The sequence below is a fragment of the Haloarcula sp. HT12 genome, assembly GCF_055271655.1.
The window spans coordinates 310,439-333,790 of the sequence record NZ_JBUXKW010000003.1 but is presented as its reverse complement, the minus strand read 5'-3'; the positions used below and the strand labels follow the sequence as shown (position 1 = coordinate 333,790).

Here is a 23,352-nt window from a genome sequence, read left to right as displayed (position 1 = left end):
ACCTGTGCCGTCACAGGGGTATCGTGTATTTATTACGGTCTGACCTATAGAACAAGTGGAACGTTCACGCAGTCGTCGTGACGACCGACAGCCCTTCGGCGGGTTGGTCACCGGCAAGCGAGACGAGCAGCCGCCACCCGTCCGCGGTCCGCTCCGCTTGGGCCATCTGTGGCGTGATGCTCGTCCGTCGCAGCAGTTCGACGGCGATGGGCAACACCGGACAGCGATAGTCCGACAGCGTCGGGCGGTAGTTCCCTAATGTGATATATTTGGGACAGCGCCCGGGACCGGCGGCTGCGGGTTCGATCGTCGTCTCGTCGACCAGCCCCGCCGTTTCGAGGTCGGCGACGGCGTCACGGACCGGTTCAGGCCCGCTTGGCTTTCTCGGCAACTGTCCGGCGGCTTCCCGAAGGGTATCCGCCTGCAGTTCCGGGTCGAGGTTGTCCGCGAGCGCCGTGGCCATGCTTTCGAGCATCGCCAGACAGAGGCGCTCGCGGTTCTCGGTTTCCTCGGCCGCTTCGAGGTAGCTGTCGATGACTGCCTGCTCGACCGAGCGATGACGACCCGACAACACCTCGAACAGCGACCCGGCGACCGTGTGACAGTACTCCGGGAGCGACGACGGGGCGGTTCTGACGGCGTCGGTCCCCCACGGGGCTTCGCAGACGATGAGTCCGTGAACGGTGACGCGGGGGTCGTATCGTCGGAGTGCGCTCCGGTAGGCGGTCGCGACGCTGGCCGCTTCGGCAGCTGTCTCGCGGTCCGGGAACTGCATTCCCGACACCGGGAACGGCGGCGTGCCCGTTCTGGCGCTCACGACGCGATACGGGCCCACGGCGACGCTGAGATCCGAGAGCCTGTCACGGATATCCGAGAGTGTTCGTCCGACCATGGTTACAGTATCAGGTCGCTCCGGCCATGGTCCCTTACAGGTCCCCGGCGACGATATCGGCGACGCGCTGGCGGTCGAACAGCTCCCGGTCCACGTCGTACACCTGCGACGCCGCCCGTTCCGTGAGGACCAGGTTCGTTATGGGGCCCTGATACAGCGAACCGCCGCGGTAGACGTTGCCGTTCTGTACCGCCGACAGTTCGCTCCCGGTCGGGTCCGCTTCGAGAGAGCGAACGACCGTGTCCTCGAACTCCGCTCGCGTCTTGTTCTCCTGCCCGCGCATGAACAGGTATTCCGGATCGATGTCGAGCAGGGTCTCGAAGTCGACCTCGCTCCGGTCGGAGTGGAAATCCCGCACATCGGTTTTTGCGAACGCATCGCGCACGCCCAGGTCCCGCCACTGCTTGAAACTCGTTCCGTCCTCAATGAGGTACGGCGAGAAGCTCGTCGGCTCGTCGCTGCCGGCCCACATGATAGCTACCTCCGGCCGTTCGGATTCCGAGTCCGGGACGATGTCCTCCAGGCTCGTCTGGAACTCCTCGTGGATGGCCTGGAACGCGTCGAACCGGTCGGTCCGCTGGAACGCCTGAGACAGTTTCTCGAAGGCTTCGTACAGCGTGTAGTAGGTGTAGTCGTGCCACTCGTAGCCGGTCGAGAAGATGCTGTTCCCGAAGAACGGCGCTATCTGGGACTCGAGTTCGTCGATATCGGACTGGTCCCAGGACCCGCGACTCAGCAGGAAGTTCGGGTCCATGACGTGGATGTCGGCGTCCATTTCGTAGAACTGCTCCTTGCCGACGCCGCTGTCGCCCCACAGCTCCCGGATCGAGCTCCCGTCGACGCTGACGCCCGGAATCTCGTCGTAGTACTGGGTGTGATACCGCGACGGCAGCCAGACCCCTTTGGGGGCATCGAGGCCGAGTGCGATCCCCATATCGGCCCAGCTCCCGTTGTTCGCGACCCAGACTTCGGGCGCTGACTCGAAGGTGACCTCGCCGACTGGCTCCATCGAGACGGAGTAGCTCGAATCCGTCGTCGTGGCTGTCGTGTCGGACGCTGTCGTCTCATCAGTTCCGCCGGTACCTCCGGTTTCGGCCTCGGACTGACCTGAACAGCCGGCAACGGCACCCGCCAGCCCGACGCCCGCTGCAACGATATACTCTCGTCGGTCCATATCGGTTTAGGCTTGCCTAATACATTTAAGCCTTCCCATATTTAGGCGAGCCAAAACATCTCCGAACCGCAAAACGACACCACAGCCCCTGGTACTGAGAATCCACACAAAGTATATCCGTGCGTGCTATCCACACACGAAATATGCAGGAGGCCTGGCTCCAGCTACAATGTCCGGCGTGTTCAGCTGCCTGGGAAGCGCAAGTGTCCGACCTCCCGGCCCCGGAGACGCAGTTCGTCTGTGACGACTGTGGGGCCGAACGGTCGCTGTCGGAGTTTATGCGGACCACCCGCGACCTCGAAGTCCTGCAGGAGTTCACCGAGTCCTAGTACCGCGCTCGCGCCGCCGCCTTCCACTCCTCGCCTCGCTTGACGTTGTTCGGGGGGTGGCGTTTGCCAACGCTCGCCAGCCGCCCGGCTAGCGTCCACTCGTCGACGTACTCGACCGTAGTCCGCTGTGCAGTCGCCACAGCGGCCCGCTGGCGGTCGGTCACGTGGGCGCTGACGGCTGCGGTGATCGCCGCCGCCTCTGCCTGTGATGCGTCGTCAGGTATCGACAGCGGGAGGTCGTCTGGTGCTGGGGCGTCAGCGGGAGACGCCGTCTCCGCGTTCCGCCCTGATGGGTCGCTCGTCGCCATGTTACAGTGGGATGTTGCCGTGGTCTTTCGGCGGGGTATCTTCCCGCTTGCGCTGTAGGAGGTCGAGGTCCTGGATAAGTCGCTTGCGCGTCTCTTTCGGTTCGATGACGTCGTCAAGGTAGCCCCGTTTCGCCGGCCCGTACGGGTTGGCGAACTCGTCGCGGAACTCGTCCATCAGTGCCTGGCGCTTGGCGTCCGGGTCGTCGGCGTCCGCGATCTCGTTCCGGTAGAGGATGTTGACCGCGCCCCGCGGACCCAGCACCGCCATCTCCGAGCCGGGCCAGGCGTAGTTGACGTCGCTGCCGAGGAACTTCGAGGACATGACGATGTACGCGCCGCCGTAGGCCTTGCGGACCACGACCGACAGCAGCGGGACCGTCGCCTCGGCGTAGGCGTAGATCAGCTTCGCCCCCCGCCGGATGATGCCGTTGTGCTCCTGGTCGGTGCCGGGCATGAATCCGGGTACGTCGACGAGCGTGAGGATGGGGATGTTGAACGAGTCACAGAAACGGACGAACCGGGCCGCTTTCTCCGCCGCATCGATGTCCAGCGTCCCTGCGCTCACGCGTGGCTGGTTGGCGACGACGCCGACCGACTGGCCGTCCATCCGCGAGAAGCCGACGACGACGTTGCGCGCCCAGTTGCCGTGGACCTCGAAGAAGGAGTCCTCGTCGACAATCGAGTCGATGACCTTCGTCATGTCGTAGGGCTTGCGCGGGGCCGACGGGACGATGTCGGTCACGCCGGGGATCTCTCGGTCGGGGTCGTCCCACGGCTTCACCCGCGGCGGGTCCTCCATGTTGTTCGCCGGGAGGTACGACAGGAGGCGACGAATGTTCTCCAGAGCCTCCTCCTCGGAGGGGTACGAGAAGTGAGCGACGCCGGATTTCGTGGAGTGTGACCCAGCGCCGCCGAGTTCCTCCTTGGACACCTGCTCGCCGGTCACCGTCTCGATGACGTCCGGCCCGGTGATGAACATGTGGCTGGTGTCCTGCACCATGAAGGTGAAGTCAGTCAGCGCCGGGCTGTAGGTCGCGCCGCCGGCACACGGCCCCATGATCGCGGAAATCTGGGGGATGAGGCCGCTGGCTTTGGTGTTGCGCTCGAATATCTTGGCAAAGCCGACCAGCGAGTCGACGCCCTCCTGAATGCGTGCGCCGCCGGAGTCGTTGAGCCCGATGACCGGGACGCCATTCTCGATAGCCCGGTCCATCACCTTGCAGATCTTGTCGGCGACGACCTCGCCGACCGAGCCACCGAGCACCGTGAAGTCGTGGGCAAAGAGGAACACTTTCCGCCCGTCGACCTCGCCGTACCCGGTGACGACCGCGTCGCCGGCGAAGCGTTTCTCCGCCATGCCGAAGTTCGTCGACCGGTGTTCGACGAACGGGTCGACCTCGTTGAACGTGCCGTCGTCGACGAGGAAGTCGATGCGCTCGCGGGCGGTCATCTTGCCCTTCTCGTGTTGTGCTTCGATACGGGCCTCCCCGCCGCCGAGTTCAGCCTCGGCTCGTTTCTGTCGCAACTCCTCGACCGCGTCGTCGGGCGCGGTCTCGTCCTCAGGTTCTTCCTGTTGACTCATGTTACCACTCCATCCCGCCGTTGACACCAAGTACCTGTCCTGTCATGTAACTCGATTCCTCGCTGGCGACGAACCTGACGATGCCGGCGATGTCCTCGACGCTGGCGAATCGGTCGAGTGGAATCTCGCGCAGAATCTTCTCCTGGACGCGTTCGGGCACTTCCTCTAGCATGTCTGTCTTGACAAAGCCCGGTGCGACGCAGTTCGCGGTCGAGCCCGTGTGTGCCAGTTCGAGCGCGAGCGTCCGCGTGAAGCCGAACAGCCCGGATTTCGTCGTCGCGTAGTTCGCCTGCCCGATGTTGCCCTGCTGGCCGACGACGCTAGAGATATTTATCAGTCGGCCGTGGTCGGCGTCGCGAATATCGTCATAGAAAGCCTTCGTCCCGTTGAACACGCCACCCAGATTGACATCGATAACCGTCTCCCAGTCCTCGCGGGTCATGTTCTCGAACTTCTTGTCGATGGTGATACCGGCGTTGTTGACAAGCACGTCCGCTGGACCGAACTCGTCGACCACCTTCTCACGCATCGCCCGGACTTCATCGAGTTTCGCCACGTCTGCCTGTGCCGCGATAGCCGTCCCACCGTCGTCGCGGATATCCTCGACGACGGCACGGGCTTCCGCCTCCGAGGACCGGTAGTTAACGACGACGTTGGCCCCGTGTGCACCGAGGTCTCTGGCGATTCCGCGACCGATACCTCGCGAGGACCCGGTAACGACACAGGTTTGATTATCCAGGTTCATATGTGGGTAAGGATTGCCCTGTTGTTCGTACGCTCATCACCTAATCTGGCAAAGCACAGCCAAATAATAGTTCTCCTAATACAACATTAAACGTCAGATTTGGAATATAATGATGTTCCGGTTTCAGGATAGCTGACGACTGAAAAACAAACTCACGAGGGAGACAAAGGGAAAACGCCAACTCTTTTAGGACGGCCTAAAGAGATAGAGCCAGTACATGACAGCGGACATCTGCGTGATGGTGCCGACGATCCGAAACCACGAATGCATGCGTTCGTACTTCGAGAACGCCCGGGAACACGGGTTCGACCTCGACCGGCTGTTCGTCGTGCTCATCACCGAGGACTTCTGTGACACCGACGCGATGGAACAGATGCTCGACGAGGAGGGCGTCGACGGGGCTGTCTACGACGGAACCGCCCGCGAGGCGTGGTTTGCCGACCACGGCGCAAGCGAGTACTCACACCTCATCCCCGAAGCGAGCCACGCCCAGACGTCGTTTGGCCTCCTCTACATGTGGGCCAACGACTACGAGTACGGCGTGTTCATCGACGACGACACGCTGCCACACGAGGACACGGACTTCTTCGGCACCCACATGTCGAACCTGGCCTTCGAGGGCGAGATGGAGGCGGTCAGTTCCGACGAGCAGTGGGTCAACGTTCTCTACGACAACGAGGACGAGCACGGCCTCTACCCGCGTGGCTACCCCTACGCCGCGATGGACGAGACGGTCGAGACCGAACAGACCCGCGTCGACGACGTGGTCGCTTCCCAAGGCCTTTGGACGAACGTGCCGGACCTTGACGCCGTTCGCATCCTGATGGACGGCGACCTCCAGGGACAGGCCCAGACCCGGACCACCGCCGATGATTTCGGCGAGGACTTCGTCGCCGCCGAGGGCCAGTACCTCACCGTCTGCTCGATGAACCTCGCCTTCCGCCGCGAGGTCATCCCGGCGTTCTACCAGCTCCCGATGGACGACAACGAGTGGGACGTCGGCCGCTTCGACGACATCTGGTCGGGCGTGTTTCTCAAGCGGGCCTGTGACGTGCTGGGCAAGCAGATTTACAACGGCGACCCGCTGTGTGAGCACAACAAAGCGCCCCGCTCGACGTTCTCGGATCTGACCAACGAGGTCCACGGGCTCGAACTCAACGAGCACGTCTGGGAGATCGTCGACGAGGCCGGCGCGGACGCCGACTCCTATGCCGCGGTGTTCGAGGACATCGCAACGGCGATGGCCGACGGCGATTTCAACGATTGGGAAAACGGTGCCTTCCTTAACTACTGCGGGGAGTTCATGCTCGACTGGCTGGCATGTCTCGACGAACTGGACGCCGCCGCGACGGAACAGGTCCCCGCAGCCGCGGACGACTAGAAAGGCCTAAGTTGTTTAGGCAACCCTAAATCAAACAATGAGTGATTCTAACGATACGACGGGACGTAACGTGACGAAGTCGCGACGACGCTTCCTTGCGCTGGGCGGTGCGACCGCAGCGACTGCGCTTGCGGGCTGTTCCGACGTTCTCAGTGGTGGCGATGGCGGTGACGGGGGAAGCGACGGTGGGACCGGTGCCGGCACCGGGCAGATTTCCCTCGCTGACTTCCGGGGCTCCGGCCCACTGGTGGCACAGCGAGACGCCCCCGGCGGCACCTCTATCGAGGATCTTCCGGACCTCAGCGGCGAACTGACGCTGTATCTCGGTGGTGGTGAAGGTGGGCTGTATCTCGACCTCATCAATCTGCTCGAACAGCTCTATCCGGATTTCTCGGCGAACCACCGTCTGGAAGCCTCCAGCGACCTCGCGAACACGATCATCGAGGAGAACGAAGCGGGCGCGAGCCCCGCCGACGTGTTCATGTCCATCGACGCCGGCTCGCTCGGTGCCGTGGCGAACGCCGGCGCGACCGCGAGCCTTCCCGAAGAGGCCCTTTCGACGGTCCCCGAAGCCTATCAGGATAGCGAGGGCCGCTGGGTAGGTATCGCCGGTCGCGCCCGGGCGATCCCGTACAACACGAATCAGATCTCCGAATCCGACATCCCGTCGACGGTCCAGGAGTTCCCCGAGACGGCCGCGCTCGAAGACAGCATGGGCTGGGCGCCGAGCTACGGCGCGTTCCAGTCCTTTGTCACCGCGATGCGGCTCATCCGCGGCGACGACGAGACGATGTCGTGGCTCCAGGCGATGCAGGACCACGGTATCACCACCTACGACGACGAGTTCCGCGTTTCCAACGCCTGCGCCGACGGTGAACTCACCGCCGGCTTCGCCAACCACTACTACACGCTTCGGGTCCAATCTGCCCGCGAGAACTCGCCGATCGGCCTCGCGTTCACCGAGGGCGACGCCGGCGCGCTCGTCAACGTCTCGGGGCTCGAAATCATCAACGGAACCGACAACGCGGACCTGGCATCGAACTTCGTCCGGCACGTCCTCTCGGCGGAGGCCCAGGAGTTCTTCGCCACGCGGACGTTCGCGTATCCGATGATTCCCGGCGTCGCGCCGGTCGGCGACCTGCCCCGTATCGACGATCTGAACCCGCCGGACATCAACCTGACCGAGCTGGCTGACGTGGCCGGAACCGTCGACTTGCTACGGGACGCAGGCGTCCTCTAATATGGGCACCAAGGACCGCTACGAGCGGCTTCGGGAGCAGGCGACGACGTCGGAACGAGACTCGTCTCCACACACGCTGCTCGCAGTGGTCTCGCTGTCGATCTCGCTGCTGTTACTGGCGCCGCTGGTGTGGCTGTTTCTCCGAGCGGGTGAAATCGAGTTCGCCCGTGCGGTGGAACTGCTGACCAGCGACACGACCGTCTCGGTGACGCTGAACACGCTTGCGCTGGTGACCGGCGTCACTGTATCATCGATTCTCATCGGTGTCCCGCTGGCGATTCTCACCGCCCAGACCGATCTGCCGTTCAAGCGGTTCTGGACGATCACGTCCGCGCTACCGCTGGTCGTCCCGAGCTACATCGGGGCCTTCGCGTTCGTCTCGGCCTTTGGCCCCCGTGGCGTCCTCGCGGACCTGCTCGCGCCGTTCGGTATCGAGCAAATTCCGACGATCTACGGCCTGCACGGCGCGATACTCGTGTTGACGCTGTTTACGTACCCGTACGTGTTTCTGACTACGCGCGCGTCGCTGCTGTCGTTCGACGGGACTGTCGTCGAAGCCGCTCGGACGCTGAACCACACGCGCTGGGAGGCGTTCCGTCGCGTCACGCTGCCACAGATCGCACCGGGCATCGCCGCCGGCGCCTTACTGGTGGCGCTGTACGCGCTCTCTGACTTCGGGACGCCGGCGATCATGCAGTACGACGTGTTCACCCGGATGATCTACAACGAGTTCGGGGCCCGCCGACTGGACTACGCCTCCGTGCTCTCGATGCTGTTGCTCGTGATGGCGCTCGGTATCCTTGCCGTCGAGTCCCGCCTCAACGCTGGCCGGGACGGGGCGTACGTCAGCAGCGGCTCGCGCCGGCCGGGGCTCATCAGGCTCGGCTACTGGAAGGGGCCGGCACTGCTGTTTTGCGGTGCTATCGCGTCGCTGTGTCTGGTGTTGCCGATCGGTATCCTGCTCCAGTGGCTCCTGCGTTCGGGCACGGGCTACAGCGGCGGCGGCTTCGCGTTCGAGGCGTCCTACGCCTGGAACTCGGTCGGTCTGGCGGCCGCCGCGGCCGCTATTTGTGTCGTGGCAGCGCTTCCGATCGCCTATCTCGCCGCGCGCGGCGGCTCGGGCGTCTCGTCGCTGCCCGAGCGGGCCACCTACGTCGGCTACGCCGTCCCCGGTGTCGTGCTCGGGCTTGCGCTGGTGTATCTGGGGCTCCGGTACGTCCCCTTCCTGTATCAGAGCGTCATCCTGCTGGTGTTCGCCTACGTGATTCGGTTCCTCCCGCAGGCCGTCGGGACGACCGAATCCTCGATTCTGCAGGTCGACCCGCAGTACATCGAAGCGGCGCGGTCGCTCGGCTACCACCCGCTTTCGGCGTTCCGGAAGGTCGTGTTGCCGCTCGTCGCACCGGGCATCGCCGCCGGCGCCGCGCTGGTGTTCCTGACGACCATGAAGGAATTGCCGGCAACGCTGATGTTACGCCCGACGGGCTTCGAAACCTTCGTCACGTACATCTGGCTCGTCCAGGGTGCCGGCTACTACGGACAGGCTGCGGTCCCGGCTCTCGTGCTCGTCGGCCTTTCCGGACTCTCCATGCTGGTAATTCTTCGACGGGAGGACACAAGCTAATGTCTCGACAAACACGCACACAGCAAACGTCTGACTTCGACGACGTGGACGCAGCGGTCGCCAACCCGAACCGGACCGTCCTGAAACTCGACGACGTATCCAAGGACTACGGGCAGGAACTCGCCGTCGAGAATCTCTCGCTCGATGTGAAAGACGGCGAGCTGCTGACGCTGCTTGGTCCCTCGGGCTGCGGAAAGACGACGACGCTCCGGATGATCGCCGGGCTGGAACGCCCCTCCGACGGCCAGATCTCCATCGCCGACGAAGTCATCGCCGACGGATCTTCGTTCCGGAAGCCTGAGGAGCGCAACGTCGGCATCGTCTTCCAGGACTACGCCCTGTTCCCGCATCTCACCGTCGCCGAGAACATCGCCTTCGGCCTGACCGAGATGGAGGACGACGCCGTCGCGAAGCGGGTTGACGAACTGCTCGAACTGGTCGATCTGGAAGCCCACCACGACAAGATGCCGAGCCAGCTCTCGGGCGGCCAACAGCAGCGCGTCGCCCTCGCGCGCTCGCTGGCCCCGGAACCGGACGTCCTCCTGCTCGACGAGCCGTTCTCGAACTTGGACGTGCGCCTGCGCGTCGAGATGCGCGAGGAGGTCCGCAAAATACTGAAGCGGGCCGGCGTCACCGCCATCTCCGTGACACACGACCAGGAGGAGGCGCTGTCGATAAGCGACCGCGTCGCCATCATGAACGACGGGACCATCGCCCAGATCGGCGATCCCGCTGAAGTGTTCGAAAACCCCGAGAGCCGCTTCGTCGCGAGCTTCCTCGGCCAGGCGAGCTTCCTCTCGGCCCGGGTCACCAGCGACGTCATCGAGACCGGCCTCGGCTCGTTCGACGTGGACCTGCTGAACGGGCCGGTCGAGGCGTACAACGGCGCGATGGTGGACGTGCTCGTCCGACCCGACGACCTGCAAGCGCTGCCGACGAACGAGTCCAAGGCCGACGGCTACGTCGTCCACCGCCAGTACAACGGCCCCTCGTTCGTCTACCGGGTCGAACTCCACAGCGGCGACGTCGTCCACTGCATGCACAACCACGTCGAGACGTTCGAACCGGGTCAGCCCGTCGAGGTTGACCTGGTCGCCGACCACGACCTGGCCTGGTATCCGACGGAATGAGCCGACTGCGCCGGCCGGGGGTACAGGCGGGGCTGGTGGCGCTGCTCGGCGGGCTCGTCGTCTTCGCGCTGGCCCACGTCGTCTTTCCACACCACACCACCAACCACGACGAGGGCGTCTACCTCCAGCAGGCCGCGATGTTGCTGGAGGGGCAACTGTTCATCTACCCGCCGGTCGAGGAGTCGTTCCGCCCGTGGTTCTTCGTGGCTGATGGCGAGCGGCTGTATCCGAAGTACGCGCCGGTTCCGGCGGCGATGTTCGCCGTCGGGAAACTGCTCGGCGGCTACCGCGTCGCGCTCGGCCTGATTTCGACCGGCGTGTTGGCGCTGACCTACCACACCGTCCGCGAGGCGTTCGACGCGCGAACGGGTGTGGTCGCGACCGTCCTCATGCTCGGGTCGCCGCTGTTCCTCGTCGAGGCCTCGGTGTTCCTCTCGTACGTGCCGACGACGCTGTGGAACCTCGGGTTCGCCGCGGCGTATCTCCACGCCGACCGGACCGGGAGCCGAAAGACGGCGGCCTGTGCCGGGCTCTCGATCGGCGTCGCCTTTTTTGCGCGGCCGTACACGGCGGTACTGTTCGCGACGCCGTTCATCGTCCACGCGCTGTGGTCGCTCCGGACGCGTGACCCGGCCCGGTTCACGCGCCTGTCGCTGACCGCCGTCGGCGGACTCACCGGTGTCGCCGCGACGCTTGCCTACAACCGCGTCGTCACCGGGTCCGCGCTGCTGTTCCCGTACGAAGTGTTCGCCCCGCAGGACGGCCCGGGCTTTGGCTATCGGGAGATTCTGGGCTACTCGCGGGAATTCACGCCGGCGATGTCACTGGACGCGAACGCCGAACTCCTCTGGAAGCTGCTCACCCAGTGGGTCGTCGCCGGGCCGCTGGGGACAGTTGCCGCGGCCGTCGGCCTCGGGGCCGTTGTGCGCCGTGGAATCGACGGTCGCCAAGCGGCACTGGCTGGTGTTCTCCTGACGGTCCCGCTGGGCAACGGCTACTTCTGGGGCACCGTGAATATGCTCGGGGACCTTTCGGACCCGACCGACGGTCTGGTCGCCTTCCTCGGGCCGTTCTATCACGTCGACATGCTCGTTCCGCTTTCGGCCCTCGGTGCCGTCGGCGTCGTCGCCGTCGCCCGGCGGACCCGTCGGCTGGTCACCGAGCGCGTCAGCCCCGACCGGGTCCGTCCGATCCTGCTCGCGGTGGCACTGTGTGGCGCAGCGCTGGGCGCCGGCGCGGCTGTCACGACGGCGGCCCAACCGGTCTCGGACAACTACGAGACGACCCAGCAGCTAGAGCAGGCCTACGAGCCGTTCGACGAGCGCGACCTCGACGATAGCCTCGTCTTGCTCCCGACGCCGTATGGCGACTGGCTCAACCATCCCTTCCAGTCGGTCCGTAACGACCCCGACTTCGACGGCGACACCGTCTACGCGATGCAACACCGCCAGTTCGAGGTGATCGACGCCTATCCCGACCGGACCTACTACCGCTACGTGTTCCGCGGCGAGTGGGTTCCGTACCTGGGGCTGCCCGTCGAACCGCGGCTCCGGCCCGTGTCGGTCGCCGAGGGCGAGGCAGTCAGAACCGACGTGTCGGCGTCGGTGCCGGACCAGGCCGCGCTGGTCTCGATCCGGCTCACCAGCGAGGGTGAAAACGACTACGCGACCGTCACCGGTGCCGACAGGCTGGATCTGCAGCTTTCGACGGACCGGGAGCGGACGCGGCTCACCGGCGACGGGATCGACGAGCAGGTCAGCGTGCCGACGCCGGAAAACGGGACGGTGACGCTGGTCATGTTCGTCGACTACGGCACCGGCGCGGGGTTCGAATACCGGGCGGAGATCCCGGTAGACCGAACAGCCGAAAGCGTCCGAACGCTGACGCCGCGGCTCGAAGTCTGTCGGGACCAGCGCCGCTGTGGCGGTGAAGCGGCCTACGTTCCTGGCACGCACCGCGATGGAATCAGCATCAATGCGACCACCACAGCCGAGGATACCTGAGACACACCGATGACAGAATACGAACTCACCAGACGCGACGCGCTGAAAGCACTCGGCGCGGCGGGCGTCACCGTCGCCGGCGGCGCTGCCGCGCTCACCTGGAGTGGAGCAGATGACGACGCCGACGGTGCTGATTCGGTAGAGAACGACGATGGTTCCGAGTCGGCGTTCGGCGACCACGAGCGCGAGACGTACCGTGCCGTCGCCGCAATCGTCTATCCGAGCGAGGTGACCGGCGTTCGGGAGTTCGTCGAAAGCTATCTCGCCGGGCGTACAGAGGCCGACCCCGAGCGGGCGACGGAGATGGCGGCTGCCGTCGCAGCCCTGGACGCGTACACCCAGGAATGGGAAGACACCGATTTCGTGGCAGTAGACGCCGAAACACAAGAAGAAACGCTGCGGGGGATGGGGATCCACACCTCCGATCCGGACCCACACGGCGACCCGCGGCACCGCGTGCGCTACTACCTCGTGAACGACCTCCTGTTTGCGCTGTACAGTTCGCCGACCGGCGGCGATCTCGTCGGTATCGAGAACCCACAGGGCTACCCCGGCGGGACAAGTAGCTATCAGCAACCGCCGAACGAGCGGTAAGCCAGGGCCGACGCTGATTGCGCAGACAGACTACCGGAACCGCTCTTCGAGCGCGACACGGACGATAGATTTGGCGATTGCCGCCCCGCCCGAAAACGGGTCGAGTTTCGTCTCGCCTTTCCGCTCGTCGTACTCGATAGGGCGCTCGCGGACGTCGTAGCCGCGCATCAGCGGCCGCATGAGTAGTTCGGCCGAGAGGCCGGTGTTCTCGGTCCAGACGATTTTCTGGAGGACCTCGCGGCGGTAGGCGCGCATCCCTGTGGTGGTATCGTGGACTCGCTTGCCCATGAGCGCGCTCGCCAGCAGCGCGAACAGCTCGTTCCCCAGTTTGTTCATCGCCGGCATCTGCTCGGCCCCGTAGTATAGCCGGTCGCCGCTGACGACGTCGGCCCCGTCGTTGATTTCATCGAGGAAATCGGGCAGGCGCTCCATCGGATACGTGTCGTCACAGTCCGTCGTGACGACGACCGGTCGATCCGGCGTCAGCACGGCCTCCCGAACCGCCACGCCGTACCCCTGAGGCTCCTGCTCGATGACCGTCGCACCGTGGTCGCGGGCGATCTCCGGCGTCCGGTCGCTGGACCCGTCGACGCAGACGACTTCGGCGCGTCCGTCGGTCACCGCATCGATATCATCGAGTACGGTCCCTATCGCTGCTTCTTCATTGTACGTCCCCATGACGACCGCGAGGTCGTCGACCGTGTAGCCGGCTTGTTCGTCGCCTCGCGAACCCTGAATAGCCATTGCTCATCCGTCAGTACCCACGGTTCTTGAATGTTTAGGTTTGCCAAAATCAGGGGCCGGCGAGATACGTCTCCATCGGGGTTGCATCCGCCCAGATCCGGGCAAACAGATCAGTTGCCCAGGAAATAGCGCTGTCCGTCTCGGAGACGATCTTCGCCGACGGCCAGGCGCCGTCCAGCTCCGGGAGCGTCAAGATCATCCAGTCATCGGAGACGGCGAGTGCGTACGTGACCGGGGTGACACGAACGGCAGTCTCCGTGAACAGGTCCATATCGACTGCGACGGACTCTTTGTCGAGTATTTCGTCGATCACAGCACAGCTCAACACCAGCCTCGAATCGGCGTTGTCAGGCATCGCCGTCTCGTATTCGGGATGGTAGACTGGTGAGACGACGTCGCAGTTCGGGACGCTCTCGACGCGGGTGACGACTTCGCGGACAGGGCGATTGATGTCGGTTTGCGTGCCCCGGATGACCGTGTACTCGTTTAGTTCGGGGAGGCGACACCGGAACGGCTGCGGGAGAACTGACGTATCGTGGTGCTCCCAGTACTGGGGATCGACAGCGAAGAGGTCCTCAAGGCGTTGCTGGCGGTGAATCGTGTCCGCGACGAGCCGGCCGGTGCCGGTGAGCCGCCAGCCGTCGTCCATCGACGTGACCAGACCGCGACCTTCGAGGTTCGAGAGCGCGTCGTAGATTGCCGACTCGCTCGCGTCGACCGCCGACAGCAGTTCGTTGGTGGGCCTGGCCCCGGGACAGAGCGAGCCGATGATGTCCGTCCGGACGGATGACGTTCGGACGTACTGAATAACCGATTTTACGCCCATACTGTCCCCATGTATTGTAGGTCATAGTTCGCGTACATATCAGTTTCCATTTGTAATGGAATTCTCTTCGAGAGCTGAACTATTCCCCCGCAAGCTGGATATTATTGCAGGCAATGTGTCCATCTTTTTTACCGCTCACGACGTATACACCATTGCTGTCCACATCGGGCCACGTCCCCGCTGAACGCGATGGTGCACGTTGGTCTTGTGGAATTGCCACGTTCGGGCCCGGCGATATCGTGCCTCTGACATAAATCGCCAGCCCGAAGGGTCATGCGATCACCGTGGGTTGCCCGCCCACGGTGCTCATTGTCTCTGCAAATAATTCGTCCAGACGCATCCGATTCCTACGGACTGGTGTCCGTCGTTTCGGCAACGACCACCTGCAGTCGGGCAGTCGGTGTGACAATCAGGTACAGCAGCCCGGGTCAGTTCTCCGGTGGCTCGTCCGTCCCGATACGGATCTCGTAGGCCTCGATATCCTCGAACGCCGCGACCTGTCCGCCGACCTCGACCGGCCCGTCGTCTGTCTCGACGACCAGGGTCGCGACCTCGCGGTTCGAGCTGAACGACGCCTTATCGACTTTGCCCTCGACGACCCTGTGGTCGCCGGTTTCCACGTCCCGTCCCTCGATAGTCGCATAGAACTCCCCGTCCAGCGTCACCAGATCGGAGATACATCGTCGGATCGTGCCATAGCGGCGTGGGAACGGCAGTCCTTCGCCGTCGCTGGCAATCGTTTCGGCCGTGGTCCACAGCACGGTATTGAGGAACCCGGACACCAGGAAACCCAGTTCCGAGCGGTTGAAGATAACGCCGTATCGGTCCGTGTCGCCGCGGACGCTCTCGCGGGTCGCGTACATCGAGTAGTTCCCGTCGGCGACGGCGACGACCGGCGTCGTGATCCCGCGGCGGGCCTTCACCGTGGTCGCGATAGATTCGTAATCGAACCGCGCCGGGTCGGGGGCGTCCACGCCCGGTGAGATGAGGATCTCGATGGCGATTCCGGACCCTTTCCGCGCTGCGAGCCTGTCCTCGAACCGCTCCAATAGGGCGGGTGTCAACGACAGCGTCAGTTCGTACTCGGCCGTCTCGATGATGTCTTCGAGATATCTGAGTATCGTCGGTCGGGACTTGACCAGCGAGACGGCTTCGGGCTCCCGTGCGGGCGCAGTGTAGCGCGAGGACAGATCCTCGACGAGATCGTCAAGCGAGTCCTGAATCCCCTCGAAGGCCTCCCGGGGATCGATAGCCAGGACCTTCATCGGGCGGGATTCCTTGAGTTCGACGAGCCCGACGTCGCTGAGGCTCCGTACCGTATCGTACACCCGGGGCTGTGGAATATCCGTGTTCTCCGATATCTCCGACGCTGTCAGCTCACCGTGCTGGAGCACGGCCAGGTACGCTGAAATCTCGTACTCGCCGAGATTGAACCGCGCGATTACCTGCTCGAGCGATGCTTCCAAGTCGTCACTAGACATACTGGGGCGTTTGCGAGTCGAGTACTAAGAACTTCGGCACTCTATTCATGAGATGATTTCAGGACCGTTCATGTGACGATATTTTGCTGATCGTGTCCCGCCACAGCAGTTCCTCCGACCGATGAGGCCGATCGTTCGAGCCGATACGGCGAAAAACGGTGGGCGGTCGGGGCGTTACTGGTAGGCGCTAGCCATCTGTGAGACGACGTTAGACGGCTCGTTGCCGGAGTTCAGCGACGAGATAGCGGATTCAAGCGAGGACAGGACGGACGGCGGCGCGGCCAGGCCGTGTGCGACGGACGGCGGCTGGGCCTCGCTGTCCTGGAAGTCCGCGATCTGGTCCTGTGAGAAGTCGTTGAACGGGTCGGTGTTCACGTCGGTCCGCGGCGGAATCGACCCCTTCTTCGGGTTGAATATCTCCTGTGCCTCCGCGGTGCCGACGAACTGGCACCACAGCGTGGTCGCTTCTGGCGACGGGTTGTTGACCGGATACGGGAACGAGTCCATGTTGAGCGCGTAGTAGCCCTCGGTACCCGGGAACGGCACGTGGTCCCACTCCTCGCCGTACGTGAGGTCGTTCGTGATGTACGTTCCAGCCGCCCAGTCACCCTGGTGGAGGAACGCCGCCTCGCCGTTGATGACCTGGTTGTTGGCCTCGGTCCAGGAAATCGATCCGGCGTCGCTCGGGATGTAGTCGAGATAGGACTGCGTGGTCTCGACGGCCGACTCCAGCGCGTCGCTGTTTGCGTCGACCTCGCCGTCGACGAAGATAGCGCTGTAGGTCTCGGCGTCCGTTTCGCCGAGGAGGACAGTCGCGAACATCTGGAAACTGGACCACGGCGACCCGGTCTGGTGTGCCATTCCGGTGTAGCCGGCCTCGTCGACTGTCTGTAGCGCGTCGACCACGTCGGACGGCGTTTCGAGAGACGTCGGGTCGACCCCGGCGTCCTCGACGACCTCGACGTTGTAGAAGAGGTTGTTGATCCGGTGGATGTTCAGCGGGACCGTCACGTAGTTCCCGGCGGGCTGAGCCGCGTCCTTGACACCCTGGAGGTAGGCGTCCTCCATGCTGTTTTCGGACCACACGGAGTCACCGATGTCCTTCAGCAGGTTCGCATCAGTGAACGGAAGCAGGTTGTTTCCGGGCCAGGCCTGCCAGGTGCTCGGGTGGTTGCCGTTCTGTACCCGTGTCCGGATGTTCGCCTGCAGGTTCTCACCCGCACCGCCGGCGATGAGGTTCTCGTCGAAGGGGACGTCAGGGTGTTGCTCCTTGAAGGCGTCCATTACGGACTGAATCGCTTCCAGCCCGTCGCCCTCGCCCCACCAGTGGGCGACCTCAAGTGTGTTGTACTGCGAGCCGCCGTCGCTACCGTCGCCGCTGCTACCGTCACTGCCGTCGCCGCCACTGCCGTCGCTGCCGTCTCCGCTGCTACCGTCGCTGCTGCCGTCACTGCCGTCACTCCCACCGCAGCCGGCCAGCGAGGCCGCACCTGCTGCGCCAGCAATCCGAAGAGCGTTACGCCGCGTCAACCGTCTATCTGAATTGTCCTCAGTCATGGTTGCACCAATACCTCATAATTCCTTATTGAAGATTCCTACTTAATACTTCTGTATAGCGAAAATCACTGTTTGACATTCGGGCTGGTTCGGATAGAACGTCTCTATCCTCCCATCTGACGGGTTTGAGCGCCTGAATAAATTAATATCATGTGAGTAAATACCTCTATCATTCATATATGTTTTATTATATATTGGTGGTAAAGTACCGCCTAGAGCGGGTTCGGTCGGGGTATATGACCGACGAAAAGCTCGGGCGCGGTCCGGCCCGAGGAGTTACAGCGAATCGAACTCGACGACTGCCTTTATCTGCTCGTCACCATCCTCGAAGGCCGCCTCGATATGCTCCGGGTCAGTAACCGTCGTAATCAGGTCATCGAGTAACCACTCCGGGAGCTCCTGTAAGGTCTCGACGGCGTCCTCGAAATGTGAGACGTGTGAATTGACCGTCCCGATGAGACACTTGTTGTGCAGGACGATCTCGTTGTGGAGCGACCCGCCGTCGACCTCGAACTCCCACGGCTCCGGGATACCCAACAACACGCCGACCCCGTTCTGGTCGAGCGCCTTGACGGTCTGGAACGCGTGCGGGGCGAACCCGGTCGCCTCGTAGATGTAGTCCATCGCCTCGTGGGCCTCCGGGAGTTCGTCCACCGGGGTCTCGCGGGAATCGACGTACGTGCTGCCGATCTCGTCGATGATGTCGACCGTCGGGTCGGGCCGGTCCCGCCGGCCGACACAGTAAGTCCGGTCGTACTCCTGTTCGAGCATCCACAGCGTCAGCAGGCCGAGCGAGCCGTTGCCCAGCACGCAGGCCGAATCCGGTCGCCAGTCGAACGGCTCGCGGGTCGCGTACGCGTGCTCGTTGGCCTTCTCGGTGATCGAGAGCGGCTCGACGAGAAAGCCGTACTCCGCGACCGACTCGGGGACGGGAACGAGGTAATCCGCCGGCGACGTGAAATACTCCGCCATGAAGCCGTGGTCGCCAACGATACCACGCTCCGTGTACTCGCCGTCCGGGGCCATGTCAGGCTCACCCCGGCGGAAGTAGGCGTTCGTCTCACCGTTCGGTTTCCGTCGGACAGTCGGCGCGACGATCTGCCCCGCCTCGAGCCCCGTGCCATTGGGCTCTTCGACGACGCCGACCGCCTCGTGTCCGAGAACCATGTGGTCCGCCCCGTCGGGGAACCCGCCGTGGGACCCGTTCAGGACTTCGTGGTCTGTGCCGTCAACACCAACGCGGAGCGTCCGGACGAGTGCTTCGCCCGGGTCGGGTGACGGTCGCACCCGCTCTAAGAGCTGTGGGCCGTCGTCGCCCCGCGTAACACCAATCACTTTCATGCGCAGGCGGAGAGTGAGAACACTGGGGATTAAGTCTTTCTTCAGGGTTACGTGTCTCGGAACCCGCCGGCTGTATTGACAGGCGGTCAAGACACTAGCGGCCGGAGACGCTTTACCACCAACGCTTCCCTACTGATGGTATTTACCCCATCAGTTTATTTCGATGGGGATCGTACCGCCATGTGTGGATGGCACCCTCCGATACTGTTGAAGAGTACACGAGGAAATCGGAGGGCTGTGTCGAACACGTCCGCATCCGAAAGACGGACGACGACAAGTATCCGTGCGGGTACGATTACACCCTTCACTACGGAACGACCGATAGCGAAACGCTGCTGCGATACGACAACGCACACGAGCGGTCGAAAGGGCACGAACGACACACCAGAGACGATGTGACTGAAATAACGTTTCCGGGCATGATGGAACTGTACGAGCGGTTCTGCAGCGAAATAGAAGACCTGTAAGTCGGTCCAGGGTGCCACTCAGGAGGAGATACACATGACAGACACCACGACTCTCACTGTCCGCGTGGGCAACGGGACGACGACGAGAGAACAGACGAGAGAACGCATCCGTGCGATGGAACGCGGCGAGACCATTGAGGATCGTCACGTCCTCGTGCTGGATGACGAGGCCGACCTGCAGCGATTGCTCAGTCCGGCGAACTTGGCCTTGCTGCGGACTATTCGGGAGCACGAACCGGAGAGCATGCGCGAGACCGCGACTCTCGTCGACCGAGATTTCAAAGAGGTACACCGAAATCTGTCCGAACTGGAAACGCTGAACGTCATCGAATTCGAGCAGTCGGGGCGCTCGAAACGACCCGTTGTCCGCTTCGATGAGATAGACATCGAGGTGTCCCTCAAAGACGGAGATACGGATACCGCGACTGCATGACCGTTACTCGCCCAGGCTGACCGCTTCGCCTGACTCGCTAGAGCGGTAGATACCGTCCATCACGCGCTGGACCCGAAGCGCCTGTTCGACGGTGTTCATCGACGGCGGCGTCCCGTCACGGACCGCCGAAACGAACCGCGCCTGCTCGTGGCGTTTCGGGTCCGACCGCCCCGTCTCGATGTCGGTCGTCCGGTGGTGCATCCCGCCGGTGTCGGCCGTCTCGAACAGCGTCAGTGACTGGTCCGCGAGGTCGAGTTTCGCGCCCGCGTCGGTCCCGCGGACGTAGTACTCCTGGCTGTCCGGCCGGTTCGTCGCCCACGCGACCTCCAGGGAGATCGTCGTGCCGTCCCCACAGCGGATGAAGGCGCTCGCGGAGTCGTCGACGCTGAACTCGGCTGCACCGTGGTCCTCGCCCCACATCTCGACGTAGGCGTACTCCTCGTCGACGCCGAACTGGGCGCGGGTGTCACCGGACACCTCGACGACTTCCGGGTGGCCGGCGACGTGCAGCGACAGGTCGATGGCGTGGGCTCCGATGTCGATGAGTGAGCCGCCGCCCGCCACGTCGTTCCGCGTGAACCACGACCCCCGTCCGGGGACGCCCCGACGCCTGATGTAGTTCGCTTCGATGTGTGATACCGCTCCGATGTCGCCCGCGTCGCGGTAGCCCACCAGCGTCTGAACCGGGTCGGCGAATCGGTTGTGGAAGCCGACCATACAGAACCCGTCGGCCGCGTCGGCGGCCGCGGCGATCCGCTGTGCGCTATCGAGCGTGTGCGCCAGCGGCTTCTCGACGAACACGTCCAGGCCCGCTTCGAGCGCTGCGACGACGTACTGCTCGTGGTATCTGTTCGGCGTCGTCACCAACACGGCGTCAACCATGTCGAATATCTCGGCGGCCTCCTCGTACACTGGCGCGTCGTACGTCTCGGCGAACCGCCGACGCGCGTCGGCATCGATGTCGACGCCCGCCGCTATCGAAACCGGCTGTTCGAGCTGTCGGAGGTTGTTACAGTGGATACTCGCGATGTTGCCCAGCCCAATAATACCTACCTGAACTGTCTCTGTCATGTGTCTAGGAAGCTACACCCGAAACCCGTTAATACAACTGCTTTTCGCGCTCTTCGCGTTCCTCGTCCTGTTCCTGTTTGGCCTTCTCGCGGCGTCGGCCGCGCCGGTACTGGATGATTCCGGGGACGATCTTGTTCTTCAGGTCGAGGATGAACGACACGATACCGTACGACCAGAAGAAAAACAGCACGAGCATCCCGCTCCAGTACAGCATCGCGAGGTGGCTGCTCATGTCAGTCGTCGGATTCCACTTCGCTTCCGGAGGCGGTCCCCTCTGCCTCGTACGGGATGAGGTCGTGAACAATCGCCTCGCCCGTGGCCGAATCGAACAGGTGGACGTTCCGACGGTCGATGACGACCCCGACGTCCTCGTCCTCCTGGAGATCAGAGTCCGGGTCGATGCTCATCAGCAGTTGGTCGTTCGTCGCCAACTCTTGATCCATCGAGGTGTCGCCGTCGCCCAGCAACAGGTAGGCGAATATCTCGTCGCCCATCGGTTCGAGGATGTCGGCCTTGGCCTGAATCGTCCCGGACGGGTCCGGCACTTCCGAACGGAGTTCGGCGGGATAGATGTCTTCGGGACGGACACCGAGCGTCACCTCGTCGCCGACGCCGACGCCCTCGATAGACGACGGATTGAACTCAAGGGAGAAGTTCGGCGTCTCCAGCGCGTTCTCGGTGACGGTTCCCTCGATGAAGTTCATCGACGGCGAGCCGATGAACCCGGCCACGAACAGGTTGTCCGGCTCGTTGTAGCAGGTCAGCGGCGGGTCGATCTGCTGGAGCTGCCCGGAGTCGAGGACGGCGATACGGTCCGAGAGTGTCATCGCCTCCTCCTGGTCGTGGGTCACGTAGATGATCGTCGTGTCCAGTTCCTTGTGCAGGCGCTGGAGCTCCGTCCGCATGTGGACTTTGAGCTTCGCGTCCAAGTTCGCCAGCGGCTCGTCCATCAGGAACACGTCAGGCTCGCGCACGATAGCGCGGGCGATGGCGACGCGCTGGCGCTGCCCGCCGGACATCTCTTCGGGCATCCGGTTGAGCATCCCCTCTAGCTGGACGATGTCGGCGGCCCGTTCGACCCGGCGGTCGATCTCGTCCTGCGGGTAGTCCCGCAGTCGGAGGCCAAAGGAGATGTTGTCGTACACGTCCATGTGCGGGAACAGCGCGATGTTCTGGAACACCATCGCGATGCCGCGGTCCTTCGGCGGGAGGTTCGTCACCTCGCGGTCGCCGATGTAGATCTCGCCCTCCGTCGGGATGGTGAGCCCGGCGATGGTCTCCATCGTCGTCGACTTCCCACAGCCGGATGGGCCGACGAAGCAGATGAACTCGCCGTGGGCGATATCGAGGTTCATGTCGTCGACCGCGGTGACTACGTCACCCTGGTCGTCGTAGCGTTTCGTCACGTGTTCGAGTCGTACTCTTGCCATTGTGTTACTCCTTGAGTGCGCCTGATGTAAGTCCGCTGACGATGCGTTCCTGTGCGACGATCACGAGGATGACGACGGGGAGGACCCCGACGATGCTCGCGGCCGCCATGAGGTTGAACTGCGTCGTGTACTGGGTCTGGTAGCTGAGGATCCCACCGACGATAGGCGACCACTTGGCCGCCTCCGGCGAGGTCGCCATGATCGAGCTGAAGAAGTACTCGTTGTAGACGGCGATGAACGTCAGCACGGCCGCGGTCGCCACGCCCGGCGCGGACAGCGGCATGATGACCCGGAACAGCGCGCCCAGCCGCGTCGTTCCTTCGACCCGTGCGGCGTCCTCCAATCCGTCGGGGATCTGGCCGTAGAACGTCGTCAGGATAAAGATAGACAGCGGCATGAACAGCGCGCTGAACGGCAACACCATCGACCCGGGGGTGTTCAGCATCCGCGGTGGGGTAAACAGCGGGATGGACGTGAACGGAACCGTAATCGGGGCGTTGCCGGCAAAGGCCTGGAACAGCGGGATAACGAACGCGGCCGGCGGGAAGTAGCTGATCGCCAGGATGCCAAGCATCAGCAGTGCGCGACCGGGGAACCGAAGCCGGCCGAACACGTAGCCCGCGAGGCTCGCGACGAACAGCACGATGACGGTCGTCGTGACCGCCAGCGCGAAGCTGTTCAGCATGTACAGGTGGAACGGCACCTGCTCGAAGACAGTGACGAACGCACCCGGATTGAAGCCTTTCGGCACCGGCAGCGGGAACGTCCCGCTAACGCCGAAAAGGTCCACCGTCGGCAGGAAGCTGCCCGAAAGCAGTCTCCCTTCGGGGGTCACCGCCAGCACGATGAGCCAGTAGAAGGGGAACAGCGTCGTCACCAGGAAAAACACCATCGCTGCGTAGAACAGCGCCCGGTACACTTTCTCCGGGTCCTGGATGGCGCTTTGGGTCCAGCGCTGTAGCGGTCCGTTGCTCTCCTCTGAGTCAGTTGCTGTTGCCAT

The 23,352-nt window shown here is 63.5% G+C and carries 23 protein-coding genes; 9 read left to right on the top strand and 14 right to left on the bottom strand.

The genetic code is table 11. The annotated features are described in order from the left end of the window. Positions 1 to 64: 64 nt before the first annotated feature. Complete coding sequence (locus tag ACY9XZ_RS11285) at positions 65 to 892, bottom strand: DUF7551 domain-containing protein (protein WP_463457130.1); 828 nt, start codon at positions 890 to 892, stop codon at positions 65 to 67. 34 nt (positions 893 to 926) lie between these two features. Further along, positions 927 to 2,066, bottom strand: a complete 1,140-nt coding sequence (locus ACY9XZ_RS11280) for an ABC transporter substrate-binding protein (RefSeq protein WP_463457129.1) — start codon at positions 2,064 to 2,066, stop codon at positions 927 to 929. Positions 2,067 to 2,209: 143 nt separating this feature from the next. On the opposite strand from ACY9XZ_RS11280, the gene ACY9XZ_RS11275 reads away from it, so the two are divergent. After that, the gene (locus ACY9XZ_RS11275; RefSeq protein WP_463457128.1) at positions 2,210 to 2,395 is read left to right on the top strand and encodes a DUF7836 family putative zinc-binding protein; all 186 of its coding nucleotides are present in this window, start codon (positions 2,210 to 2,212) and stop codon (positions 2,393 to 2,395) included. On the opposite strand, the gene ACY9XZ_RS11270 is transcribed toward ACY9XZ_RS11275, so the two are convergent. From ACY9XZ_RS11270 to ACY9XZ_RS11260, 3 genes are read right to left on the bottom strand one after another with little or no spacing between them, the layout of a single operon-like run. After that, positions 2,392 to 2,703 (bottom strand): hypothetical protein, encoded by a 312-nt coding sequence (locus ACY9XZ_RS11270; protein WP_463457127.1) that lies wholly within the window; start codon positions 2,701 to 2,703, stop codon positions 2,392 to 2,394. The genes ACY9XZ_RS11275 and ACY9XZ_RS11270 overlap by 4 nt on opposite strands. Before the next feature lies 1 nt (position 2,704). Further along, positions 2,705 to 4,285 (bottom strand): acyl-CoA carboxylase subunit beta, encoded by a 1,581-nt coding sequence (locus tag ACY9XZ_RS11265; RefSeq protein WP_463457126.1) that lies wholly within the window; start codon positions 4,283 to 4,285, stop codon positions 2,705 to 2,707. A 1-nt stretch (position 4,286) separates the two neighbouring features. Next, positions 4,287 to 5,030, bottom strand: a complete 744-nt coding sequence (locus ACY9XZ_RS11260; protein ID WP_463457125.1) for a beta-ketoacyl-ACP reductase — start codon at positions 5,028 to 5,030, stop codon at positions 4,287 to 4,289. 217 nt (positions 5,031 to 5,247) lie between these two features. Between ACY9XZ_RS11260 and ACY9XZ_RS11255 the strand changes: the two genes are divergently transcribed. From ACY9XZ_RS11255 to ACY9XZ_RS11230, 6 genes are read left to right on the top strand one after another with little or no spacing between them, the layout of a single operon-like run. Next, complete coding sequence (locus ACY9XZ_RS11255; RefSeq protein WP_463457124.1) at positions 5,248 to 6,411, top strand: alpha-1 4-glucan-protein synthase; 1,164 nt, start codon at positions 5,248 to 5,250, stop codon at positions 6,409 to 6,411. A gap of 37 nt (positions 6,412 to 6,448) precedes the next feature. Next, on the top strand, positions 6,449 to 7,651 hold the full coding sequence (locus tag ACY9XZ_RS11250; protein ID WP_463457123.1) for an extracellular solute-binding protein: 1,203 nt from the start codon (positions 6,449 to 6,451) through the stop codon (positions 7,649 to 7,651). Between the two features lies 1 nt (position 7,652). Then, a complete protein-coding gene (locus tag ACY9XZ_RS11245; RefSeq protein WP_463457122.1) occupies positions 7,653 to 9,275 on the top strand; it encodes an ABC transporter permease in 1,623 nt (540 codons plus the stop codon). Then, on the top strand, positions 9,275 to 10,405 hold the full coding sequence (locus tag ACY9XZ_RS11240) for an ABC transporter ATP-binding protein (RefSeq protein ID WP_463457121.1): 1,131 nt from the start codon (positions 9,275 to 9,277) through the stop codon (positions 10,403 to 10,405). The genes ACY9XZ_RS11245 and ACY9XZ_RS11240 overlap by 1 nt, the downstream gene beginning before the upstream one ends. After that, the gene (locus ACY9XZ_RS11235; protein ID WP_463457120.1) at positions 10,402 to 12,408 is read left to right on the top strand and encodes a DUF7846 domain-containing protein; all 2,007 of its coding nucleotides are present in this window, start codon (positions 10,402 to 10,404) and stop codon (positions 12,406 to 12,408) included. Before ACY9XZ_RS11240 ends, ACY9XZ_RS11235 begins: the two co-directional genes overlap by 4 nt. Positions 12,409 to 12,417: 9 nt before the next feature. After that, positions 12,418 to 13,002 (top strand): gluconate 2-dehydrogenase subunit 3 family protein, encoded by a 585-nt coding sequence (locus ACY9XZ_RS11230; protein WP_463457119.1) that lies wholly within the window; start codon positions 12,418 to 12,420, stop codon positions 13,000 to 13,002. A gap of 30 nt (positions 13,003 to 13,032) precedes the next feature. On the opposite strand, the gene ACY9XZ_RS11225 is transcribed toward ACY9XZ_RS11230, so the two are convergent. The 5 genes from ACY9XZ_RS11225 to ACY9XZ_RS11205 all read right to left on the bottom strand — a co-directional run bounded on the left by ACY9XZ_RS11225 (position 13,033) and on the right by ACY9XZ_RS11205 (position 18,951). After that, positions 13,033 to 13,746 (bottom strand): dolichyl-phosphate hexose transferase, encoded by a 714-nt coding sequence (locus ACY9XZ_RS11225; RefSeq protein ID WP_463457118.1) that lies wholly within the window; start codon positions 13,744 to 13,746, stop codon positions 13,033 to 13,035. A gap of 49 nt (positions 13,747 to 13,795) precedes the next feature. Beyond that, positions 13,796 to 14,572 carry a helix-turn-helix transcriptional regulator gene (locus ACY9XZ_RS11220; RefSeq protein ID WP_463457117.1) on the bottom strand — a complete coding sequence of 259 codons (777 nt, stop codon included), beginning with the start codon at positions 14,570 to 14,572 and terminating at the stop codon, positions 13,796 to 13,798. A 428-nt stretch (positions 14,573 to 15,000) separates the two neighbouring features. Then, complete coding sequence (gene trmB, locus ACY9XZ_RS11215; RefSeq protein ID WP_463457116.1) at positions 15,001 to 16,053, bottom strand: HTH-type sugar sensing transcriptional regulator TrmB; 1,053 nt, start codon at positions 16,051 to 16,053, stop codon at positions 15,001 to 15,003. A gap of 174 nt (positions 16,054 to 16,227) precedes the next feature. Continuing rightward, positions 16,228 to 17,610, bottom strand: coding sequence for an ABC transporter substrate-binding protein (locus ACY9XZ_RS11210; protein WP_463457115.1), 1,383 nt, complete (start codon positions 17,608 to 17,610; stop codon positions 16,228 to 16,230). 276 nt (positions 17,611 to 17,886) lie between these two features. Then, entirely contained in the window at positions 17,887 to 18,951 is a 1,065-nt protein-coding gene (locus ACY9XZ_RS11205) for a glucose 1-dehydrogenase (protein ID WP_463457114.1), read from the bottom strand. A 188-nt stretch (positions 18,952 to 19,139) separates the two neighbouring features. Here ACY9XZ_RS11205 and ACY9XZ_RS11200 point away from each other — a divergent pair, with 188 nt between their 5' ends. Together ACY9XZ_RS11200 and ACY9XZ_RS11195 are read left to right on the top strand one after the other, a co-directional pair. Continuing rightward, positions 19,140 to 19,418: a toxin-antitoxin system TumE family protein gene (locus ACY9XZ_RS11200; protein ID WP_463457113.1), complete on the top strand. Its 279-nt coding sequence runs from the start codon at positions 19,140 to 19,142 to the stop codon at positions 19,416 to 19,418. Between the two features lie 34 nt (positions 19,419 to 19,452). Then, positions 19,453 to 19,851 carry an HVO_A0114 family putative DNA-binding protein gene (locus ACY9XZ_RS11195; protein WP_463457112.1) on the top strand — a complete coding sequence of 133 codons (399 nt, stop codon included), beginning with the start codon at positions 19,453 to 19,455 and terminating at the stop codon, positions 19,849 to 19,851. A gap of 3 nt (positions 19,852 to 19,854) precedes the next feature. On the opposite strand, the gene ACY9XZ_RS11190 is transcribed toward ACY9XZ_RS11195, so the two are convergent. The 4 genes from ACY9XZ_RS11190 to ACY9XZ_RS11175 are packed head-to-tail and all read right to left on the bottom strand — an operon-like array spanning position 19,855 to position 23,352. Next, positions 19,855 to 20,922 carry a Gfo/Idh/MocA family protein gene (locus tag ACY9XZ_RS11190; RefSeq protein WP_463457111.1) on the bottom strand — a complete coding sequence of 356 codons (1,068 nt, stop codon included), beginning with the start codon at positions 20,920 to 20,922 and terminating at the stop codon, positions 19,855 to 19,857. Between the two features lie 28 nt (positions 20,923 to 20,950). After that, positions 20,951 to 21,154, bottom strand: a complete 204-nt coding sequence (locus ACY9XZ_RS11185) for a hypothetical protein (RefSeq protein WP_463457110.1) — start codon at positions 21,152 to 21,154, stop codon at positions 20,951 to 20,953. 1 nt (position 21,155) lies between these two features. Beyond that, on the bottom strand, positions 21,156 to 22,352 hold the full coding sequence (locus ACY9XZ_RS11180) for an ABC transporter ATP-binding protein (RefSeq protein WP_463457109.1): 1,197 nt from the start codon (positions 22,350 to 22,352) through the stop codon (positions 21,156 to 21,158). A gap of 4 nt (positions 22,353 to 22,356) precedes the next feature. Beyond that, complete coding sequence (locus ACY9XZ_RS11175; protein ID WP_463457108.1) at positions 22,357 to 23,352, bottom strand: carbohydrate ABC transporter permease; 996 nt, start codon at positions 23,350 to 23,352, stop codon at positions 22,357 to 22,359.